Source organism: Pandoraea commovens (assembly GCF_902459615.1).
In the GTDB taxonomy this organism is placed as follows: Bacteria; Pseudomonadota; Gammaproteobacteria; order Burkholderiales; family Burkholderiaceae; genus Pandoraea; species Pandoraea commovens.
This window is the reverse complement of sequence record NZ_CABPSA010000002.1, coordinates 103,348-122,350: the sequence shown is the minus strand read 5'-3', so window position 1 is coordinate 122,350 and position 19,003 is coordinate 103,348. Positions and strand designations below refer to the sequence as shown.

The window sequence follows — 19,003 nt, the reverse complement described above, 5'->3', positions numbered from 1 at the left end:
GGCACGGCGCACCTATCAAGAAGCATTCCTGGAGGAGTTTTGATGTCGACGATGGGCAAATACGCCAAGCGCACCGTGCTGTGCGCGGTGGCCGCAACGTTGTTGGGGACGACCGGCGCGGCATTCGCGGCGGAGACGAAGTCGGTCGCAGTCGTGGCGATCGTGGAGCACCCGGCACTCGACGCCATCCGTGATGGCGCGCGCGACGAACTCAAGGCCGAAGGTTACGAAGTCGGCAAGAACCTCAAGTGGGAATACCAGAGCGCACAGGGCAACACGGGTACGGCAGCACAAATCGCCCGCAAGTTCGTGGGCGACAAGCCGGACGCGATCATCGGCATTGCAACGCCGACGGCTCAGGCCGTGGCCGCTGCCACCAAGTCGGTGCCGCTCGTCTACTCGGGCGTGACCGATCCGGTCGCTGCACAACTGGTCAAGAGCTGGGGTGCTTCGGGCACCAACGTGACCGGCGTGTCGGACAAGCTGCCGCTGGATAAGCAGATTGCGCTGATCAAGCGCGTCGTGCCGAACGCGAAGAAGGTCGGCATGGTGTACAACCCGGGCGAAGCCAATTCGGTCGTGGTCGTCAACGAACTGAAGAAGCTGCTGCCTGACGCTGGCCTGACGCTGGTCGAAGCCGCCGCACCGCGCACCGTCGACATCAGCTCGGCCGCGAACAGCCTGGTCGGTAAGGTCGACGTGATCTATACCAACACGGACAACAACGTCGTGTCGGCATACGAATCGCTGGTGAAGGTAGCCAACGACCGCAAGATCCCGCTGGTGGCTTCGGACACGGACAGCGTGAAGCGCGGCGCGATTGCGGCACTGGGCATTAACTACTATGACCTCGGTCGTCAGACGGGCAAGGTCGTGGGCCGTATCCTGAAGGGCGAAAAGCCGGGCACGATTGCCTCGCAGACCAGCACGAATCTGGAACTGTTCGTCAACACGGCCGCTGCCGAGAAGCAAGGGGTGAAGCTGTCGGACGATCTGGTGAAGGAAGCCAAGACGGTCATCAAGCAGTAAGCGACTCACCCGCGACTCACGCGCACCACGACGGTTATCCCGCTGTGGCGGTGTATGCGTGACACCGGTGCTGCGGGCTAACGCCCGTAGCATTGGCGAGCGACAGGGCGGCGTCCGGACACGATCTGTCCCCGCCGCTCTTTTCCTATCGAACGGGCGAGATGGCTCCCCCCGAAACGCGGTCGCACAACGACCGGCTATGACCTGAACTGGCCGACTCGGCCGTGCGGGCGCCGATGCCGAGACCCGGTATGGGCCGTCTTGCGCAGTGGAATTACGAACATGTCCTTTTTCTCGATGATGGGCGCTCTGGAGATCGGTCTGATCTTCAGCCTCGTGGCGCTCGGGGTGCTGATCTCCTTTCGCATCCTCAATTTCCCCGACCTGACCGTAGACGGCAGCTTTGCGCTTGGCGGCGCAACGGCGGCCATTCTGATCGCGGGCGGGGCCAATCCGTTTGTCGCAACGCTCGTCGCCATGCTGGCCGGCGCTTGCGCGGGCTTCATCACCGGCTGGCTGAACGTGCGCCTGAAGATCATGGATCTGCTTGCCAGTATTCTGATGATGATCGCGCTGTACTCGGTCAACCTGCGTGTGATGGGCGCGCCGAACGTGCCGCTGATCACCTCGCCGACGGTCTTCACGATGCTGCTGCCGGAGAACGCCCCGGACTGGCTGCCGGACTATGTGCTGCGTCCGCTGCTGCTGCTGGTGGTCGTGGTCGTGGTGAAGCTCGGTCTGGATTACTTCTTCTCGTCGCAGCAAGGTCTCGCGATGCGTTCGACCGGCGCGAACCCGCGCATGGCGCGTGCGCAGGGCGTGAACACCGGTCGCGAGATTCTGGCGGGCATGGCGCTGTCGAACTCCCTCGTGGCGCTGGCAGGCGCGCTGTTCGCGCAGTCGCAGGGCGGCGCTGACATCTCAATGGGGATCGGTACCATCGTGATCGGTCTGGCTGCCGTGATTATCGGTGAGACGATTCTGCCGGCGCGACGCCTCATCCTGACCACGCTGGCCGTGGTCGTCGGGGCCGTGCTGTACCGCTTCTTCATCGCACTCGCATTGAATAGCGATTTCATCGGTCTGAAGGCGCAGGACCTCAACCTGGTGACGGCCTTGCTCGTGGCGGTGGCACTCGTGCTGCCTGCGACGCGTCGCAAGCTGTTCCCGCGCAAGAACGGAGGTGCCTGATCATGCTGAGCGCAAAAGACCTCAAGATCACTTTCAACCCGGGCACGCCCATCGAAAATCGCGCGCTGCGCGGCATGTCGCTCGATATTCCGACGGGCCAGTTCGTCACCGTGATCGGCTCGAACGGTGCAGGCAAGTCGACTTTCCTGAACGCGATCAGCGGTGACCTGTCGGTGGATTCGGGCACGATTTCCATCGACGGCAGTGACGTCACAAAGAAGACCGCGTATCAGCGCGCGAATCAGGTGGCGCGTGTATTCCAGGATCCGATGGCAGGTACGTGCGAAGCGTTGACCATCGAGGAAAACATGGCGCTGGCGGTGAAGCGCGGCGAGCGTCGCGGCTTTCGCATCGCTCTGAACAAGGATCTGCGCGAGCGCTTCCGCGAAAAGCTCAGCCTTCTGAACCTGGGGCTGGAGAATCGCTTGTCGGACCGTATCGGGTTGCTCTCGGGTGGTCAGCGTCAGGCCGTGAGTCTGTTGATGGCGTCGCTGCAACCGTCGCGCATTCTGTTGCTCGACGAGCACACGGCTGCACTCGATCCGAAGACGGCATCGTTCGTGCTGGAACTGACGGCGCGCATCGTGCAGGAGAGCAAGCTCACGGCGATGATGGTCACGCACAGCATGCGTCAGGCCCTCGACTACGGCGAGCGGACCGTGATGCTGCATCAGGGCAAGGTCGTTCTCGATGTCTCGGGCGAAGAGCGCAAGGGACTGGACGTGCCGGATCTGCTGCAGATGTTCGAGCGCACGCGCGGCGAACAACTCGATGACGATGCGCTGTTGCTGAGTTGAACGGCGTTTGAGAAAGAGAGAAAACCCCCGGTCGAACCGGGGGTTTTTTTGCGCCTGCGTAATTTCATATTTGCGCCAAATCCCCATCCAAATCGGGCAATTTCCGCGCGGGAGACAGATCCTGAAAGACGCGCTAACGCATTCACAAAAAAATCCCGGCTTTCGAATTTGGATTTTTAGTGTCTTATGCTTAACGCCTCAAACAGTGTTCCCAGTACGTCGGCAGCGTTGCATCAGTCATGCTTCGATGCGCCTTCGCCTGTCGACGTAACACCTGCCGACGACGGCGCGCACTCGCTTGCAATCGCCCGTCACGATCCTTGGCCCACCATGAAGCGTGACGTGCTGTCGTGCTTCGCGGTTCTCGGGACGGCTGCCGGTCTTGCGACCGGCGGTGCGCCGATTCTTGGCGTCGGGTTGGCGCTGGGTGGCGCGTTCTCGGCGTTGCTCAAGTGGGGGCCGACGGACTCGGCTGCGCGGGAAGCGGCCTTTCAGGAGCTCGTCACGGAGATGCGCGCGGCCGGGGTAGCCGACACCGACATCGAAAAACTCTCAGGCGTGTGTCGCGACAACCGATCGCAGGCCGCGCTCCTTCACGCTATCTTTCCCGAGTTGTCGTCACCGGCACTCGCGATGTGGCTCAAAGACGTCGAGCGACTCGACGCGTATCGGCTACTCGACTTCGGCAAAGTGGTCTTCCAACTGCGACAGGCACTCAATCTGGCACCGCAGCGCAATCCCGACGAAGTCCTGCGAATGCTGCCCGTGGGCTACTGGGTCGGCTCGCAGGAAGCGGAGAACGCCCGGCAATTCGATCCGAGCAAAGTCGGCGTGGAAAAGCCGCTGGCGACAGCAGCGCGAGAAGTGCTGTCGCACTTGTACGGCAGTTTTCGCCCCACGCCGGTCGATCCGACGCCGGTGAGTGCGGCCCAGGCCGAGCGCACGGCAGTCGAACACCGGGATGCGCGCGCATGGATCGAGAACAACGACCTGCGAGGCATGGACGCCGGACGCGCCGAAGTCGCGCTGGGCGATTGGCAGGCGCGTACCGCTCAGGACGTGCTGCGCCGCAAGCGCGACGCCTTGCTCGAGCAGAAAGACCCTATCAAAGCGGGCACACACAGCCGCCAATTGGCGCGTCAGGCACGAGCGATTGAGCTCCAGCAAGCGCTGCTTGGCGAGCCCATCCCGGCCAAACGCGATGTGCTGCGTGGAGAATTGCGCGAGCTAAAGCAAGCCATCGACGTCTGGCATCTGACGAAAGGCGAGCGCACCGCCCAACACAGAGAACGTGTCGGGCTCGCGCCGTTCGCTCCCCCAACCCTGCCGGAACCGCGCCGCGTTGTCTCTGTGAGCGAGGCATCGGCGTGCAACGAAAGCGGTAGCGGCATATTCGTGGGAGGCGAGCCACTCATGACGGCCATGTCTGCGGCCCCTCGGCATGGTGGTGCGTTGCAGTCGGTGTCGCGTGCGTTAGGTCACATCGGCCGCCCGATCGGTGCGTTCGTCGCGTCGATATTCGCGCCGGATTCGCCCAACACACGATCTGCCGACGTGGAGCAGGGCACGCCGCTCACGGACTTCCGCGATGGCAGGCCGGTCGCCGCGCCCGTCGACATCGAAGGTGCGGTGAGGGTCGTGGAGGCGCCGCAGAGTGCCGTCCGGACGTGGATCGCAGGGGCATTGAAGACGACGTTAGGAAGCGCGTCTCTCTATACCGGCTACGCGGGCCTCGAATGGTTGCACAGTCGCGGCCCATCGGGCGCGCAACCGTCACCGGCTTCGCAAGCCGGTCTGGCTGCGTCGTCACTCACGCCACTACAGCAAGCGTTGATCGACACACTTGCGGGCAGCGTTCACGCGAACGAGAACGGAACGTGGGGTTCCACACTCGATGCCGTCGCAGTCATCCTGCGCGGTGAGCCCGACCCTCACGCGCCGCAAGTGATCGCCAGTGTGACGGTAGTGCTGCGTGAGGATTTCAATGATGTCGCGTCGGTGTACGCGAACGACTTCGATGGGCCAAGCTTCATCGATGGTTTCGGCAGTCTCGGCGAAGCTGACGATTTCGGTGAATTCGATGTGCCGGACGACGTCGACGCCGAGGATCTGCCGCACCGGCGATTCCGTCGCGCCGTCGATGAGAGCGGTGCCGCGCAGAAGCTGGAACAACAGCGCTCCGAGGAAGCGGAAGACCGGGCGACAAAGGCGCGCGTCGTCGAAATCATCGATGCCGTCGCTCAGCACCAGCAATCCGCCTCGTCAAACGACGAGAAGCTTCTTTTCGGCGCGTTGCCCGCTCATTGGCGGACCGATCCGGCGCTGGATTGGCTCTCAAGAGCGCCCGAGTCGGAGCAGAAGCTTTGGGTACATGCGGTGCAAAAGGCTAACGACCGCTTCAACAGCTTCTCGAAAGCCATCAACGACGCCCAACCGCTCGACGGCATTTACGCGGCGTTCGCGAACCTGGGGCTCGATGCCTTGCCCGCCGCATGGTCGGTCACGTATCCCGTCACAGTCCCCGGATTACAGACGCCTATCACCGCGCGCCAAACCCTCATCGAAGCTTGCCTTGCGGGCGATACGCGACGCGATCCGCAAAAGTTCGAAGGCTTCATCGACGGCGTGCCCGCGTCGGCAGACCAGACCCGGCGCATGCGCGAGTTGCTGGGTGCCAGTGAGTGCCGCACGTCGCCGCAAGCGCGCCTGATGTCGATGACGTCCAACATTCCGTCGCTGAAGATCCACCTCGCTGCGCTCCTCGAAAGCGAACTTCATCGCGACATTCTGGAAGCCAAGCTCAAAGGCCATCTGACGGGAGGCCGAGACGCGTGGATTCGCGCGCTGGATCTGATGCATAAGGCGATGAGCGATGCGCCGGATGTCAGCGTTGGGGAATTGCGTCTCGCGCCACCGGGTATGTCGGAAATTGCGCTGGTCCCGTGGCTGGTCATCACCGACAAGCCGCGTCCGGATACCGATCCGAACGGCTGCGTCGTGCTGTACCGACCCATTGAAAAGAGGTGGTCGGTATTCAACAGTCGGCAAGAACTGTTTCAGTACCTCGACGTGGCGCGCATGCGCAACACGCTGGCCGGTGAGATGAACCCGGCGACGGTCACGACCGGGGGGGACGACGCGCTGCGCTTGATGCCGCAGGTCGCACTCGAATCGGCCGCTCCGCGCCATCGCACCGAGTTGCGCAAGTTTTTCAGGACGCAGGCCGAGAACCCGTCGAACTGGAAGCCCGAATACCTGCGGTTCGAAGCGTACGAGGGCGAGCGCCTCACCACGCGCATGCAAGCGTGGGCGCAGCGACAACTGGAACTGCATACGCAGCAGCTCGAACCGCTGGCGAGAGTGCCCGGTCTGGCGTCGCAACTGGTCGATGCCGCCGCGCTTGAGCGTCACTTCAAAGCCTATGAGGACGAACATCTCCCGCCGCTGCGCGAATTCACCCGTCGCATAGAGAGCACCAAGCTCACGCGCGGGCTGCGTGGCCAGGGGTTGCCCGATCTGGGTGAAATCGACGCGGACCGGATTTTCATCGACTTCAACGGGCGCAACATGACGGTGACCGACTGGGTGCTCGAAGGCTATCGCAAGCATGGCGATAACGTGCTTGCGAGCACAAACAACTTCCAGCGCGACGCGCAGATTTCGGCCGGGAACGCCGAAGTTGCAGCTCGCCTGAGCACGCCAGCGTACAAGCAGAGTCTCGAGAGCAACCTGCGCGCGACCTATGCGGGCGATGCATTCATCAGGCATCTGCGTGACTGGCTGGCATCGACCGACGCCGAGTCGCAGACATTTCGTCGCCTGACGCAAGCCGCGATTCGTATGCAATTGCAGGTGACGCTTTCGCGGGAGATCGCGAACGGCCGTATCGAGCAACAGGATGCCTCGTGGATGACGACGCTCGTCGATGGCTTGCCGCTGCACGTCGCGAGCGGAGATACCTTCATCAGCGAACTGTCGATCGACGATCGCCGCATTCCGGGGCTGCTGGTGTTCACGCAGCGCAAGCGTTCGTCGAGCGACACGACAAGCGAGGTGCTGCGCCGCGATTTCGTGTGGTTGCCGGAGGGGCCCTATGGCACCGAATGGCTGCCGCTGGATGAGTATCGCCAGGTCATGCACCAGTCGCCGTACGACGACGACTTGCGTGGGCGCGTGCTCCACCCGGATCGCGTCGTGATCGACAACGCGTTAAACCACGGCCGGGGCGTCGATGCCTCCCGCGTGAAGACACAGCCGCTGACCGACTTCGCAAGCTTGAGTGACCAGCGTCTGCTCGACCGCATCTCTAACGCGCAGGAAGACACCACGAGCCGTGGGGAAGTGATCTGGGGCGAGGTGGTGAAGGGGCTTCGATTTGCAGCGATGCCGCTTTGCGTCGCGACGACGGGTGGCGCTGGCTTTCTGCTGTGCGGGCTCGATACGGCGGTGCTCGCCGGTATCGACATCGAGAGCGCAGTATCGAACGTGCGCCGTGGCGACATGAACGGTGCACTGCTCGACGTGGCGTTCCTGTGGGCGGATGCGCTCGATATCGGTCCGGCGCTGCGCGTCGTGAATCCGGGACGTCTGCTCAAGTGGGCGGGGAAGGCTCACTTTGCCAACGCGGGGGAAGTCAGCGAGGTGCTGAGTCAGGTCAGGGGCCAGCGTGCGGCGTTCGACGATGCCGGGCATCTGCGCGATACGTTGGCGCGTCACGGGATCGACATCGGGGCCGCCCGACCGACGCCGATCCGCGCCGGTACTGTGAGCGGCGGCGTGCGTTACGAACATGAGGGGCGCGACTACATCAAGGACCGCGGTCGAGTTTTCGAAGTGTTCTCCGACAATGCGTGGTCGACAGTTCGCGTGCGTGATCCGCAGCGCGTGAACGGGCCGGGCGTGCCGGTGACGTTCAGCAACGGGCGCTGGCAATGGGACGACGGCGGATTGCTCGGTGGCGCGCCGACGTCGGCCAAACGCCCCCGGATTGCCGACCCTGTCAATTATCTGGTCGACCTCGGCATGTCTGCCCGCGATGCACGTGTTTTCCTGGACGCCTTCGTTTTTCCGCCGGGAGTGGAGGATTCGCGACGCCTTGCACTCGTGCAGGAAATGCATGGCGGTCTGCAAGTCCCGGGTTGGGCGCGCCGCTACGTTCGCGCGTCCGAGCGTGGGCAAGTCTTCGGCAGCATGGGGCAGACGCCGGTCGAGGTACTGGGGAAATCGGGCGGCTCCGTCGATCCGTCACGGCGGCTGAATCGGGATCAGTTCGAATTTCCGAACGCCGCGATGTGGGACTGGTTCGATCTGGCGTTGTCCAAGGGGGAGCGTCCGACGTGGGCGGCGAAGTATGCGAAGACGCTCGACGGCATGTTCGCTCCCGAGGAGGTGCTGGCAGCCAAGGGGATCTTCGACAGTCCCGAGGCGGCGGAGCGATATCTGTCCTCGTTCGACCCGCTCGATGCGTCTGATCGCACGCGTCTGGCCAACGACCGTATGGGGCTGCGGCATACACCGGAGTGGGCTTATCCGTACCTGCGTCCCACCGAGGCGATAGCCGTACTCAGAAGCGAAGGGATGACGGCGGAGCAGATGCTCGTCGCGACGGGAGCGTTTGCGAGCGATAGTGCGGTCCGCAATTACCTGAGTCAGTTCGACATCTCGAAGATGCAGATACATGGCGACGCCCGCGAGTGGATTGCGCAACGGCGGTTGCTGTCCGGTGCGACGCCCTTGGGGCTCGGTGAGTTTCTGCGAACGCCTATCGATATCCGCAAACCGGCATCGAAGATGCTGATCGATGCCGGGATATTCCCGACCCAACGGGCGGCCAGCGCGTACCTGTCGAAGTTCACAACGTATAACCCGCTCAGGCGCAAGCTGATGAACGATCAAATAAAGCAGATCGCACTGACGCGCATTCTCGAGGGGGTGCCACCCGCATGGTCGTTCGAGCTGGTAGAAGCGCAAGACGTGTTGGCGCTGTTCGGACCGGATCGGATACCGCGCAATATCGGCAGTCTGACCATCCATGCTTCGGAAGCGGGCCGTCTGGAACTGCCAACGGTGATGCCACACCTGAGAACCCTGCACATTACCGGCCCCATCGATCTCACGCTGCCCGTGGAACTGCCGAAGATCAAGTCGTTCATCGTTAAAGGCGCTCGTGTACCGCGTGACTTCAGCGTGCCGGTCGGGGCGCGCGCGACCACCGTCGTCATCGATGCGACGAACGCGCACACCATTCGCATTCCCTATGGCTGCCACGGGATTCGCAATATAGGGATGGACGGCAATTCAGCGCTGCGCTCTGTCGTCGTGGCGTCTGCGCCGCCGGGCGCTGTCGATGCGCTGCCTAACGCGCTGGTGATCGAGATACTGAACAACCGACGACTTCAGGAGATCGAGTTGCCGCTTGAATTGCCTCAGTTGCTGAACCTGAATCTCGCGGGCAACGATCTGACACGATTTCCGGTGACGTCCGAACATCGCATGAATACGCTGCGAACGCTCAATGTGCGCAACAACCGTATCGCCACGCTCGGCGGTTTGCCACACGCGCCGCACTTGCAGACGCTCAATCTGGATCGAAACCAGTTCGCCAGCATTCCCGCGTCGGTGGCGGGCTGGCGTGGCGAAAGCCCGGCGGAGAACATCTTTGCGCGGCGACTCAATGTTTACCTGGAAGAGAATCCGATTTCCGAGGAACGCATTAGGCAGTGGACAGGGCGTGTGCAAATCAATAACGAAGCGCGAATCTACTTCTCGATGGCGAATCCGTTTGCGCATCTGGAGGCGCGCCCGCTTGCCGATGCCGTGTTCGACTGGTTCCCGGCACTGACGCAGGACGCACATCGGAAGGTCTGGGAGGCTTTCGCGGAGGAGGCGAACGCGATGGATTTTTCCGCATTTCTCGATCGGTTGCGTCGAACGGTGAATTTCAACGAGCCGGCGTTCCGTGCGCGGGTGCAGAAATGGCTGGAGCGGTTGGAGGCCGACAAGGCGCTGCGCGACGATACGTTCCCTGTCAGCTTGTGTGCGACCGCATCGTGTGAAGATCGCGTAACGCACGCGCATGGTCAGATGAAGCAGGTGTTGTTGGCTGCCGATGTCGCAAACGGCGTGTACAACGACGATCCGAAGCTGCTGCGCGAGACGATGCGCGGCCTGTTCGACCTCGAGGTGCTTGAGCAGATCGCGCGCGAGAAGTTCAGGGCGATGGGCGGCGGCGACGAAATCGACGTATATCTGGCTTATCAGGTGAAGTTGCGCGGCCCGCTGTCGTTGCCGACCGATGCGACCGACATGCGCTATTTCGCGATCTCTGGCGTGACGGAGGCGGATCTGGCGGCCGCGAAGGCGCGGGTATTGGCCGTGGAGAAGACGCATTTCGACAGCTACCTGTCGAACTCTGCTCCCATGCAGAAAGCCATCAAAAATAAATACCCGGAGGCATTCGCCAAGGCAGAGGACGCTTTGACCGACATCACAGCGGATGCCGAGGCGTTCGAGCAGCGGGTGAAGGCGCACCTGAAGGACACCGGCATGGAAGACGACGCCGATGCGATTCGCGAAGCCGGCCCGGTCGTCTTGCGGACGTTGACGCACGAGTTCTACGGTCCGCTCGTCAGGGATCTGCTTGAGGGCTAACCGCTCATGCAAACGCCCTCGGTTTGGCCGAGGGCGTTCGCGCACCTATGTCAATCGCTCACTGGCGTTGCGGTAGACCTTGAGGTTCTCTCGTGTCCCTACGGCCACGACCAGCACGGTGATGGCTGATTCATTGACTCGATAGATAAGTCGATAGCCCGCTGAGGCAAGTTTGATCTTGTAGCAGTCGGGCATGGCTTTCAATCGACTGCCAGGCACCTGCGGTTGCTGTAAGCGCCTGCGCAGTTTTGTCTTGAACTGGCGTTGGATCGAGGCGTCGAGAGCCTGCCATTCCTTGAGCGCAGAAGGGAGAAATTGCAGGTCATAAGTCGTCAAGCTTCGTACTCACCGGCGTTTCACCGGCGCGTGAACGGATGATGTCGGCGAGGTCGGCGTCGTCCAGGCGTTCGCAGATCGTTTCCCAATCCGCGGCGGGAATGAGATATGCCACCGGCGTGTTGCGATTCAGGATGGCGACGGGACCGTTGGCACGGTTGATGGCGGCGCTGGGGTTTGATTTCAATTCGCTGATTCCGATCGATGCGCTGGCAAGGATGATTTTCATGTCATGTCTCATCAGGCCCGGGGGGAGGCGGCCCATCCGCTTGCGCGCATTGGCCGAGACCCTGAGAACGAGCCAATCATAGGTCGTTTGTCGATTCTCGGCTTTGGGGGATGGCCGAGAATCCCACCAGAGAATTCCGATTTTTTTGTGCGCTTGAATGTGGCGGTCAGACGTCGCTCGATCAGCCGTTTTTCAACGCCAGCGCCCGCTCGTACAGCGCGTTCTTCGGCGCTCCCGTAATCGCGGCGGCGAGCTTGGCGGCGCTCTTCGTCGGTAGCTCCGCGACCAGCAGTGCGAGGATGCGCTGCGCTTCGGCATCCACGCCATCGTCGCTCTCACTTGCCGCCGCACCCGAGACCGCCAGTACGAATTCGCCACGCTGACGGTTCGCGTCCGCCTTCAGCCACGCGACACCTTCGCTCAACGCGCACTCGTGAATGTCTTCGAAGCGCTTGGTCAATTCGCGTCCGATCAGCAGGCGGCGCTCGCCGCCCAGCCCCTCGGCCAGTGCCGCCACCGTCTCCACGATCCGGTGCGGCGCTTCGTAGAACACCTGCGCGGCCGTCGATCCGGTGAGGGTGGCAATCGCCTGTGCGCGCTGCTGCGACTTCGACGGCAGGAAGCCCACGAACGTGAACGTCTCCACCCACGCGCCCGCCGCCGACAGCAACGTGATCACCGCGCTCGCGCCCGGCACCGGTACCACGCCGAGGCCCGCCGCACGCACCGCATCGACCAGTCGTGCCCCCGGATCCGAGATGCCCGGCGTGCCAGCGTCCGAAATGTAGGCAATCCGTTCGCCGCCGCGCAGGCGCTCCACGAGTCGCGTCGCCGCTTCGTTTTCGTTGTGCTGATGGGCCGCAATCAGCGGCTTATCGATGCCGTAACGCTGCAACAACAACGCGCTGTTGCGCGTATCTTCACAGGCGATGGCGTCGACCATGCCGAGGATATGCAGGGCCCGCACAGTGATGTCGGCCGTGTTGCCCAACGGGGTGGCCACGACGTACAGGGTGCCTGGGGGGTAGTGCTGACCCTCGGCCAGCGACATCAGACGCTCATCCATCGCATCGGTCTCCCATACGTGTGGGCACCGGCATGCAGGGCATGACGTGCATCGGAATTCGGACAGTGCCGGCCTTGCCGGTCACGAAAAGCATCGGAACAACCATGTCGAATCAGCTAGGAGTTTCGTTCGAGGGGCGCGCGCAGGCGCTATTGGAGCGGCGCGGCTGGCGGCTCGTCGCCCGCAATTATCAGTGTCGGGGCGGCGAAATCGACCTCATTATGCGGGATCGAACCGGCGTGCTGGTATTCGTCGAGGTGCGCGCCCGTGCGCGCAGCGACTTCGGGGGGGCGGCGCAAAGCATCACGCTCGCAAAGCGGCGACGCCTCACACTCGCCGCCCGGCACTATCTGCTGCGGCGTCCGGCGGCGCGATGCCGCTTCGATGTGGTGACGTTCGACGGGCGTCCGCCCGTGGTGCACTGGCTGCCCGACGCGTTTCAAGCGGACGACCTCTGAGTCGGGGCGCGGCCGAACCCTTGCCCGTCGGCCCTGTTACACTTGCGAAATTGCCGCCATTCAAGACTGACGGCATCTGAACGCCAGCCCACGCAAGGCTGGCAGCTTTTGCGACACCCTGGCAAACGACCATGTCGATCGAACGAATTCAGCAACACTTCACGGATAGCGTCGAGACCAAGCTGGCCGCGCGCGACGAACTGGCTCACCATATCGCCGCCGCTGCGGACGTCATGGTCGAGGCCCTCGCCAACGGCAACAAGATTCTCGCATGCGGTAATGGTGGCTCGGCCGCCGACTGCCAGCACTTCGCCGCCGAACTCGTCGGCCGCTTCGAGCGCGAACGCCCCGAACTGCCGGCCATCGCCCTGACCACGGACTCGTCGATCCTGACGGCCGTCGGCAACGACTACAACTTCGACGTCATCTTCTCCAAGCAGGTCCGCGCGCTCGGCCAGGAAGGCGACGTGCTGCTGGCCATCACCACGTCGGGCAACTCCGGCAACGTGCTCAAGGCGATCGAGGCCGCACACGAGCGCGGCATGCACGTGATCGCGCTCACGGGCAAGGGTGGCGGCAAGACCAACGACGTGCTGGGCGAACTGGACGTGCACATCTGCGTGCCGGCCCAGCGCACGGCCCGTATTCAGGAAGTGCACCTGCTCACGATTCACTGTCTGTGCGACCTGATCGACTCGATGCTGCTTGGCGACGAGTGAACCTATTGTCATCTTAAGGCGTCAAGATCATGTGACGGGCACCGGGTCGCGGGGGCGAGCGGTGCCGACCGGGCGCGGCGGGGGCCGTCCCGTCCGAACATCCTGGAAGGAGAAAGCCCGATGAGTTTCCGACGCGCCCAAAGCGTTCAAAGTCTGCAACGTGTGATTAAGCCGCTGATTGCGGCAGCCCTGATTACCGCAACCCTCGCCGGTTGCGCCCCCATCATCCTCGGCGGCGCCGCGACAGGCGCACTCGTTGCCACTGACCGTCGCTCGGTCGGCGCGCAAACGGAAGACCGCGAGATTCAGGTCAAGGCCGAAGCCAACATCGCCAATACGCTGACCGACGACGCCGTGCACGTGAATGTGACCGTCTTCAACCGTCGCGTACTGCTCACCGGCGAAGTGCCGAACGACGCCACCAAGCAAGCCGCCGTGAACATCGTCAAGCAGATCAGCAACGTGCGCGGCATCGTCGACGAACTGGCCATCGGGCCGAAGAGCTCGTTCGGCTCGCGCTCGAACGACGCGTGGATCACCAGCAAGGTCAAGGCGAACCTGATCAACACGAAGGAAATCTCGGCCAACGTCTTCAAGGTCGTGACGGAGCGTGGCGACGTCTATCTGATGGGGCTGGTGTCGCAGGAAGAGGGCACCATCGGCGCGAACGTGGCGAGCCGCATCGACGGCGTGCAGAAGGTCGTCAAGCTGTATGAATACGTGAAGCCGGAAGAGGCGCAGCGCCTGTCGACCGAAGCCGAAAAGAACCCGGCGCCGGTGCAGGATGACACCAATGCGGCCACGGTCACGACTACGCCCATTGGCAACGACACCGTGACGGCCAAGCCGCTCTCGTCGCCCGCGCCGATCAGCGAAGGACCGGTCAAGCCGGGTCCGTCGAACAAGACCGGCAACTGATCGACGCAGCGCTGCGGAGCTTCTCCTTGCGCATGCTTACCGGGTATTGCCCGGACACACGCCGCCGCAATCGTCCCCTTCGCCGCAAGGCGAGCCGGACGATTGCGGCGGCGTTCGTTTTGACGGCAAGCCTTGGGTTTGCCGTATCGGAGGTTGCTTCGGCAGCCGAGGCGTCGCCCGCTTCGGGCGTACGCGCGGCGTCACCGGTGTACGTGGCACCTTCTGCGGCGCAGTCTTCGCGCGCAGAACCGGACTGGCAGGCGCGCGATTGGGCGATGGCTTGTATGAGTTGCCACAACGCGTCGGCCCCGGTCAGCGCGGGGAAGGCGACGCTGACCGTGCTAGACGGACGTCCGGCGGCAGAGTTGATGGACTCGCTCCGATCCCTGCGTGATGGAAAGCGTCCCGCGACGCTGATGCCGCAACTGCTCAAGGGCTATCGCGAGGACGAATTGCAGCGCATCGCCGCGTACTTCGCTGCGCAGCCCCAACCCTCTGCTTCGTCCCGATAGGCCGCCCGCGCATGCACCGCCGCCAATTCCTTCTCGGCCTGAGTTCGACGGCCGCGCTCGCCGGAACGGTCGGCATGTCCATCCCGTGCGCTGCATCCGCTGCGCCACTCTGGCCGACGCCTGTCAAAAGCCGCGCCCGCGTGGTTGTCATTGGCGGCGGGTTCGGCGGGGCAACGGCTGCGAAAGCGCTGCGCGTGCTCTCCGGTAACACGATCGACGTCACGCTCGTGGAACCGAATCCCGCCTTCGTTTCGTCTCCGTTATCGAACCTCGTGGTCGGCGGCAACCTGCGCGTAAGCGACCTCACGGTGCCATACGGCCGGCTCGTGTCGCGGCACGGCGTGGCCTGGCGACGCACGCGTGCCACTGCCATCGACGCGGCGCGCAAGCAGGTCAAGCTGGCGGACGGCGCAAGCCTCGCCTACGACAAGCTGATCGTCGCGCCCGGCGTCTCGCTTCGTCGCGACGCCATCGCCGGTCTGAACGATGCCGCGACGCGCGAGGCGTTGTCCGTCGGCTGGACGGACGCGCGCGAGACCGCCACGCTGCACGCGCGGCTGAAGGCGATGCCCGACGGTGGCGTGTTCGCCATCACGATTCCCGAAGCGCCGTTCCGCTGTCCACCCGCGCCCTACGAGCGCGCGTGTCAGGCGGCGGCATGGCTGCGACAGCACAATCCGCGCGCCAAAGTGCTGATCTTCGACGCCAACAACGAAGTGCTGGCCGAAGCGGAGCAGTTCCACGACGTCTGGCGAACCCAATTCGCGGACATGGTCGAGTACCACCCGCAGTTCAACTGCACGGAGGTCGTGGCCGACGGCAAGACGCCGCTGGCGCGCTTCGAGCTGGGTGAGGAAATCCGCGCCGACGTGCTGAACGTCATTCCGCCGATGCGCGCGGGCGACATCGCCGTGCAAAGCGGACTGGCGACGGCCAACGGTCGCTGGTGCGACGTCGACTTCCTGACCTTTGCCTCCGCTGCGCAACCCGACATCCATATCCTCGGCGACGCCATCCAGATCGCGCCCCAAATGCCGAAATCGGGTCACATGGCCAATCAGCACGGCAAGGTCTGCGCGGCGGCCATCGTCGCGACGTTAGCCGGCCGTCCCGTCAATCCCGAACCGCTATACAGCAACACTTGCTACACGTTCGTTTCGTCCACCGAAGCGATGCACGTCGCCAGCGTGCATCGCTATGACGCAGCGCAGCACACCATGATGCCGGTGCAAGGCACGGGCGGCGCGTCGCCACGGGCCACGCAAGAGGAATTCGCGCTGGGACTCGCATGGGCGCAGGGTATCTGGGCCGACATGCTGGCCTGACGCCGTGTTCAGGCGGGTTTGGGCGACGTTCGACGCGGTCGAATCGCGTTTGGAGGAGAGTCTCTAAGCGGCGCAACCTACGTCCTTACGACGCGCCCGACGCACGTGTTGTCGGCGCGCTGCAATCCCCCGGTTTCCCCCGTTGACGGGGCCTTACCCCTCGCGGTTACACTGGCTCCACGAAAAAATAAGCGTTGGGGGGCATAGGGATGGCGTATCGCCAGGGAGAGTCCCGTCTTGCGTCACGCGTCGCGCGTGAGGACTCGGTCAAGTCTGTTCGCAATCGTGATGTCGTACACCGCAATACCGTACGCCGAAGTGCCGTACGTGTTGCCGAGATCGTCGCCGTATCGCTTTGCTCCCTGAGTCTGCTCGGCACGCAGTACGCCTGGGCCGATGCCAGTCCGGTGCGCGGCGATCCGATGCAGAGTCTGCCGAAGATCGAAGCGCCCAAAGCCGCACCGGCCACCATCCACATCCAGCCGCCGACACAGGAAGACGCGCTCAAGTCGTTGCTCGCGCGCAAGATCACCCCGCAGCGTTTCGGTATCGAGGGCGTGAAGTCGCTGCCGTTCGAGCAGATCGCGGCGCTGTTCTCGCCGATGGCTGGCAAGGAAGTCACCGTCGGCGATCTCGTCGAGAAGGCCAATCAGGTCACGAAGATGTATCAGGACGCGGGCTACCTGCTGTCGTTCGCCTTCGTCCCCGCGCAGGATTTCAACGACGGTTTCGTACGCGTGACTATCGTCGAAGGGTATATCTCCAGCACGAAGATCAGCGGCAAGCCCGGGCCGTCGGAGCAGCGGTTGCGCGACATCGCCGCGCACATCGAGGCGGAGCGTCCGCTCAAGCGCGCGACCTTCGAGCGCTATCTGAATCTGCTCACGCTTGTGCCCGGCATGAAGATCAAGGCCGACGTGCAGCCACCCACGCAGACCGATGGCGCGACCGAACTGTCGCTGGACGTGCAGCGTCAGCCCGTCGCGCTGGGCACGTCGCTCACGTATAACAACCCGGGCATTCGCGGCGTTTTCACCGTCACGAGCAACGCGCTCACGCCGCTGGGCGAACAGATCCAGTTGACGGCCATCGCCCCGAAGGGACACAACGACGAAGAGTTCTACGCAGCGTCGTACGTACAGCCGCTGGGCTCGAACGGGCTTCAGGCGCGGCTCGACGCCTCGCACTATCGCGGCCAGCCGGACGATCAGGCGCTCGCGGGCCTCACGCGTCACCTCGACACCAAGCGCGTCGCGGTGAGCCTGTCGTATCCGATCCTGCTCAACAACCAGCGCAGCCTGACGGTCAGCGGCGGCATGTATGGCGTGAACTCCCGCGACCGTTACGAAGTGCCGAACTCGCCGAACAACATCAACTCGCAGACGAACGTTCGCGCCGGACAGGTGCAACTGGCGTACAACGAAGTGACCGAGAAGCAAACGCGCAGCGCCACGCTGGGCGTCTTCAAGGGCTTTAACGGGATGGGGGCGAGCCAGTCGTACACGACGCAGCCTGCGGGCATCCAGCAGATTCTCGGGCCGTACGATCTCGCCTTCTGGCGCTTCAACCTCGACGCCAAGCAAGGGTTGGTGTTGCCGTGGGACTTCGGTGTCGTCGTCTCGGCGGGCGCGCAGTACAGCAGCAACACGCTGCCGACGTCCGAGCAAGCGACGTTCGGCGGTCAGCGCTACGGTCTGGGCTATCCGGCGGGTGAAATTGCGGCGGACAAGGGCTGGGGCGCATCCATAGAGCTGAACCGCATGTTCCGCACCGATTTCCGGTATCTGAAGACGATTCAGCCGTATCTGTTGCTCGACACTGCCCGCGTCTATCTGAACGCCGGTCAGTTGTTCCACAATCAACTGGCGTCCGTGGGCCTCGGTGTGCGCATCTCCGACAGCAAGTACTACACGCTCGACCTGTCGGTCGCCAAGCCGATGGCAGACGCGCCGACCAACTCACCGAACCGTCCGGTGCGCTTTAACGCGAACTGGTCGTATCAGTTCGAATAAGCGGGGGACCGCCAGGTCCGGTAGGATGCTGCGGGGCGACGCTCGTGCAATATCTGCATGAGCGTCGCCCCGATTGTTTGTGTCGTCCCTCATCAATTTTCTTATCAGGTTTTTCCCTGATGCCGATGCTCCCTCGGTCTTCGTGTGTTCCGACGCGTCTTCTGACGCCGATGGCGACGTGCGTCTCGCAGTCGATTGCAGTGTCGCGCGCTATATCCAGCCGTATACACGGAAACTTCGCCTTTTCGGACGCCCGCGATCATCGCGCAGCCGATAGATCGGTGTCCGATATGTTGCAGTGCAGCTTGCTTCCTTCGCCCATTATTTTGATTATCCGTATATGCGTATGTAGGCATATACGAAATTCTATGTGCCTTCGCACGAACTTGAAGACTGACCGTCATGGAAGAACTCGATCGCGTATTCGAAAAGGTGTCGCACTACTTCAGCCTGCTGTCCGAGCCGACGCGGCTGAAGATCCTACACGCGCTGTGCGGGGGCGAGCGCTCGGTGAACGAGGTGGTGACGGAAGTCGGGTCGTCGCAGACCAACGTGTCCCGGCATCTCGGCGCGATGTATCAGGCGGGGGTGCTCTCGCGGCGTCGCGACGGGAACCAGGTGTACTACACGATTGCGGATACCGGGGTGGTCGAGATCTGTCGCGCCGTGTGCGTGCAGGTGGCTGGCCGAATCGAGGAGGAAGCGCTGCCAGAGCGTGCCGTCGATGGCTTCATGCCACGCGGAAATTAATACATAAGCTG

The 19,003-nt window shown here is 63.2% G+C and carries 14 protein-coding genes; 11 read left to right on the top strand and 3 right to left on the bottom strand.

Annotated elements, in window-relative coordinates:
• Positions 1 to 42 precede the first annotated feature (42 nt).
• From PCO31010_RS06815 to PCO31010_RS06800, 4 genes are all read left to right on the top strand, one after another.
• Positions 43 to 1,029 (top strand): ABC transporter substrate-binding protein, encoded by a 987-nt coding sequence (locus PCO31010_RS06815; protein ID WP_150663617.1) that lies wholly within the window; start codon positions 43 to 45, stop codon positions 1,027 to 1,029.
• 282 nt (positions 1,030 to 1,311) lie between these two features.
• Positions 1,312 to 2,220 (top strand): ABC transporter permease, encoded by a 909-nt coding sequence (locus PCO31010_RS06810; RefSeq protein ID WP_150663616.1) that lies wholly within the window; start codon positions 1,312 to 1,314, stop codon positions 2,218 to 2,220.
• Between the two features lie 2 nt (positions 2,221 to 2,222).
• A complete protein-coding gene (locus tag PCO31010_RS06805; RefSeq protein WP_150663615.1) occupies positions 2,223 to 3,017 on the top strand; it encodes an ABC transporter ATP-binding protein in 795 nt (264 codons plus the stop codon).
• Positions 3,018 to 3,347: 330 nt separating this feature from the next.
• Positions 3,348 to 10,667, top strand: coding sequence for an NEL-type E3 ubiquitin ligase domain-containing protein (locus PCO31010_RS06800; protein WP_174984459.1), 7,320 nt, complete (start codon positions 3,348 to 3,350; stop codon positions 10,665 to 10,667).
• A gap of 45 nt (positions 10,668 to 10,712) precedes the next feature.
• Here PCO31010_RS06800 and PCO31010_RS06795 read toward each other — a convergent pair whose 3' ends face one another.
• The 3 genes from PCO31010_RS06795 to rsmI all read right to left on the bottom strand — a co-directional run bounded on the left by PCO31010_RS06795 (position 10,713) and on the right by rsmI (position 12,298).
• Entirely contained in the window at positions 10,713 to 11,003 is a 291-nt protein-coding gene (locus tag PCO31010_RS06795; protein WP_150663613.1) for a type II toxin-antitoxin system RelE family toxin, read from the bottom strand.
• The gene (locus tag PCO31010_RS06790; RefSeq protein WP_150663612.1) at positions 10,990 to 11,232 is read right to left on the bottom strand and encodes a type II toxin-antitoxin system Phd/YefM family antitoxin; all 243 of its coding nucleotides are present in this window, start codon (positions 11,230 to 11,232) and stop codon (positions 10,990 to 10,992) included. Before PCO31010_RS06790 ends, PCO31010_RS06795 begins: the two co-directional genes overlap by 14 nt.
• A 181-nt stretch (positions 11,233 to 11,413) precedes the next feature.
• Positions 11,414 to 12,298, bottom strand: coding sequence for a 16S rRNA (cytidine(1402)-2'-O)-methyltransferase (gene rsmI, locus PCO31010_RS06785; protein WP_150663611.1), 885 nt, complete (start codon positions 12,296 to 12,298; stop codon positions 11,414 to 11,416).
• Positions 12,299 to 12,402: 104 nt separating this feature from the next.
• Between rsmI and PCO31010_RS06780 the strand changes: the two genes are divergently transcribed.
• The 7 genes from PCO31010_RS06780 (at position 12,403) to PCO31010_RS06750 (ending at position 18,992) form a co-directional block, all read left to right on the top strand.
• Positions 12,403 to 12,756 carry a YraN family protein gene (locus tag PCO31010_RS06780; RefSeq protein WP_150664165.1) on the top strand — a complete coding sequence of 118 codons (354 nt, stop codon included), beginning with the start codon at positions 12,403 to 12,405 and terminating at the stop codon, positions 12,754 to 12,756.
• A 131-nt stretch (positions 12,757 to 12,887) separates the two neighbouring features.
• Complete coding sequence (locus tag PCO31010_RS06775; RefSeq protein ID WP_039393910.1) at positions 12,888 to 13,475, top strand: phosphoheptose isomerase; 588 nt, start codon at positions 12,888 to 12,890, stop codon at positions 13,473 to 13,475.
• Positions 13,476 to 13,595: 120 nt separating this feature from the next.
• Complete coding sequence (locus PCO31010_RS06770) at positions 13,596 to 14,393, top strand: BON domain-containing protein (RefSeq protein ID WP_150663610.1); 798 nt, start codon at positions 13,596 to 13,598, stop codon at positions 14,391 to 14,393.
• Positions 14,394 to 14,419: 26 nt separating this feature from the next.
• Positions 14,420 to 14,905 (top strand): c-type cytochrome, encoded by a 486-nt coding sequence (locus tag PCO31010_RS06765; protein ID WP_150663609.1) that lies wholly within the window; start codon positions 14,420 to 14,422, stop codon positions 14,903 to 14,905.
• Positions 14,906 to 14,916: 11 nt separating this feature from the next.
• A complete protein-coding gene (locus PCO31010_RS06760) occupies positions 14,917 to 16,230 on the top strand; it encodes an NAD(P)/FAD-dependent oxidoreductase (RefSeq protein WP_150663608.1) in 1,314 nt (437 codons plus the stop codon).
• 209 nt (positions 16,231 to 16,439) lie between these two features.
• A complete protein-coding gene (locus PCO31010_RS06755) occupies positions 16,440 to 18,242 on the top strand; it encodes a ShlB/FhaC/HecB family hemolysin secretion/activation protein (RefSeq protein ID WP_150663607.1) in 1,803 nt (600 codons plus the stop codon).
• A gap of 402 nt (positions 18,243 to 18,644) precedes the next feature.
• Positions 18,645 to 18,992: an ArsR/SmtB family transcription factor gene (locus tag PCO31010_RS06750; protein WP_150577994.1), complete on the top strand. Its 348-nt coding sequence runs from the start codon at positions 18,645 to 18,647 to the stop codon at positions 18,990 to 18,992.
• The last annotated feature ends 11 nt before the right edge of the window (positions 18,993 to 19,003 follow it).

Coding starts and splice junctions, on each gene's coding strand:
- PCO31010_RS06815 (WP_150663617.1), top strand. CDS start 43: ATGTCGACGATGGGCAAATACGCCAAGCGCACCGTGCTGTGCGCGGTG.
- PCO31010_RS06810 (WP_150663616.1), top strand. CDS start 1,312: ATGTCCTTTTTCTCGATGATGGGCGCTCTGGAGATCGGTCTGATCTTC.
- PCO31010_RS06805 (WP_150663615.1), top strand. CDS start 2,223: ATGCTGAGCGCAAAAGACCTCAAGATCACTTTCAACCCGGGCACGCCC.
- PCO31010_RS06800 (WP_174984459.1), top strand. CDS start 3,348: ATGAAGCGTGACGTGCTGTCGTGCTTCGCGGTTCTCGGGACGGCTGCC.
- PCO31010_RS06790 (WP_150663612.1), bottom strand. CDS start 11,232: ATGAAAATCATCCTTGCCAGCGCATCGATCGGAATCAGCGAATTGAAA.
- rsmI (WP_150663611.1), bottom strand. CDS start 12,298: ATGGATGAGCGTCTGATGTCGCTGGCCGAGGGTCAGCACTACCCCCCA.
- PCO31010_RS06780 (WP_150664165.1), top strand. CDS start 12,403: ATGTCGAATCAGCTAGGAGTTTCGTTCGAGGGGCGCGCGCAGGCGCTA.
- PCO31010_RS06775 (WP_039393910.1), top strand. CDS start 12,888: ATGTCGATCGAACGAATTCAGCAACACTTCACGGATAGCGTCGAGACC.
- PCO31010_RS06770 (WP_150663610.1), top strand. CDS start 13,596: ATGAGTTTCCGACGCGCCCAAAGCGTTCAAAGTCTGCAACGTGTGATT.
- PCO31010_RS06760 (WP_150663608.1), top strand. CDS start 14,917: ATGCACCGCCGCCAATTCCTTCTCGGCCTGAGTTCGACGGCCGCGCTC.
- PCO31010_RS06755 (WP_150663607.1), top strand. CDS start 16,440: ATGGCGTATCGCCAGGGAGAGTCCCGTCTTGCGTCACGCGTCGCGCGT.
- PCO31010_RS06750 (WP_150577994.1), top strand. CDS start 18,645: ATGGAAGAACTCGATCGCGTATTCGAAAAGGTGTCGCACTACTTCAGC.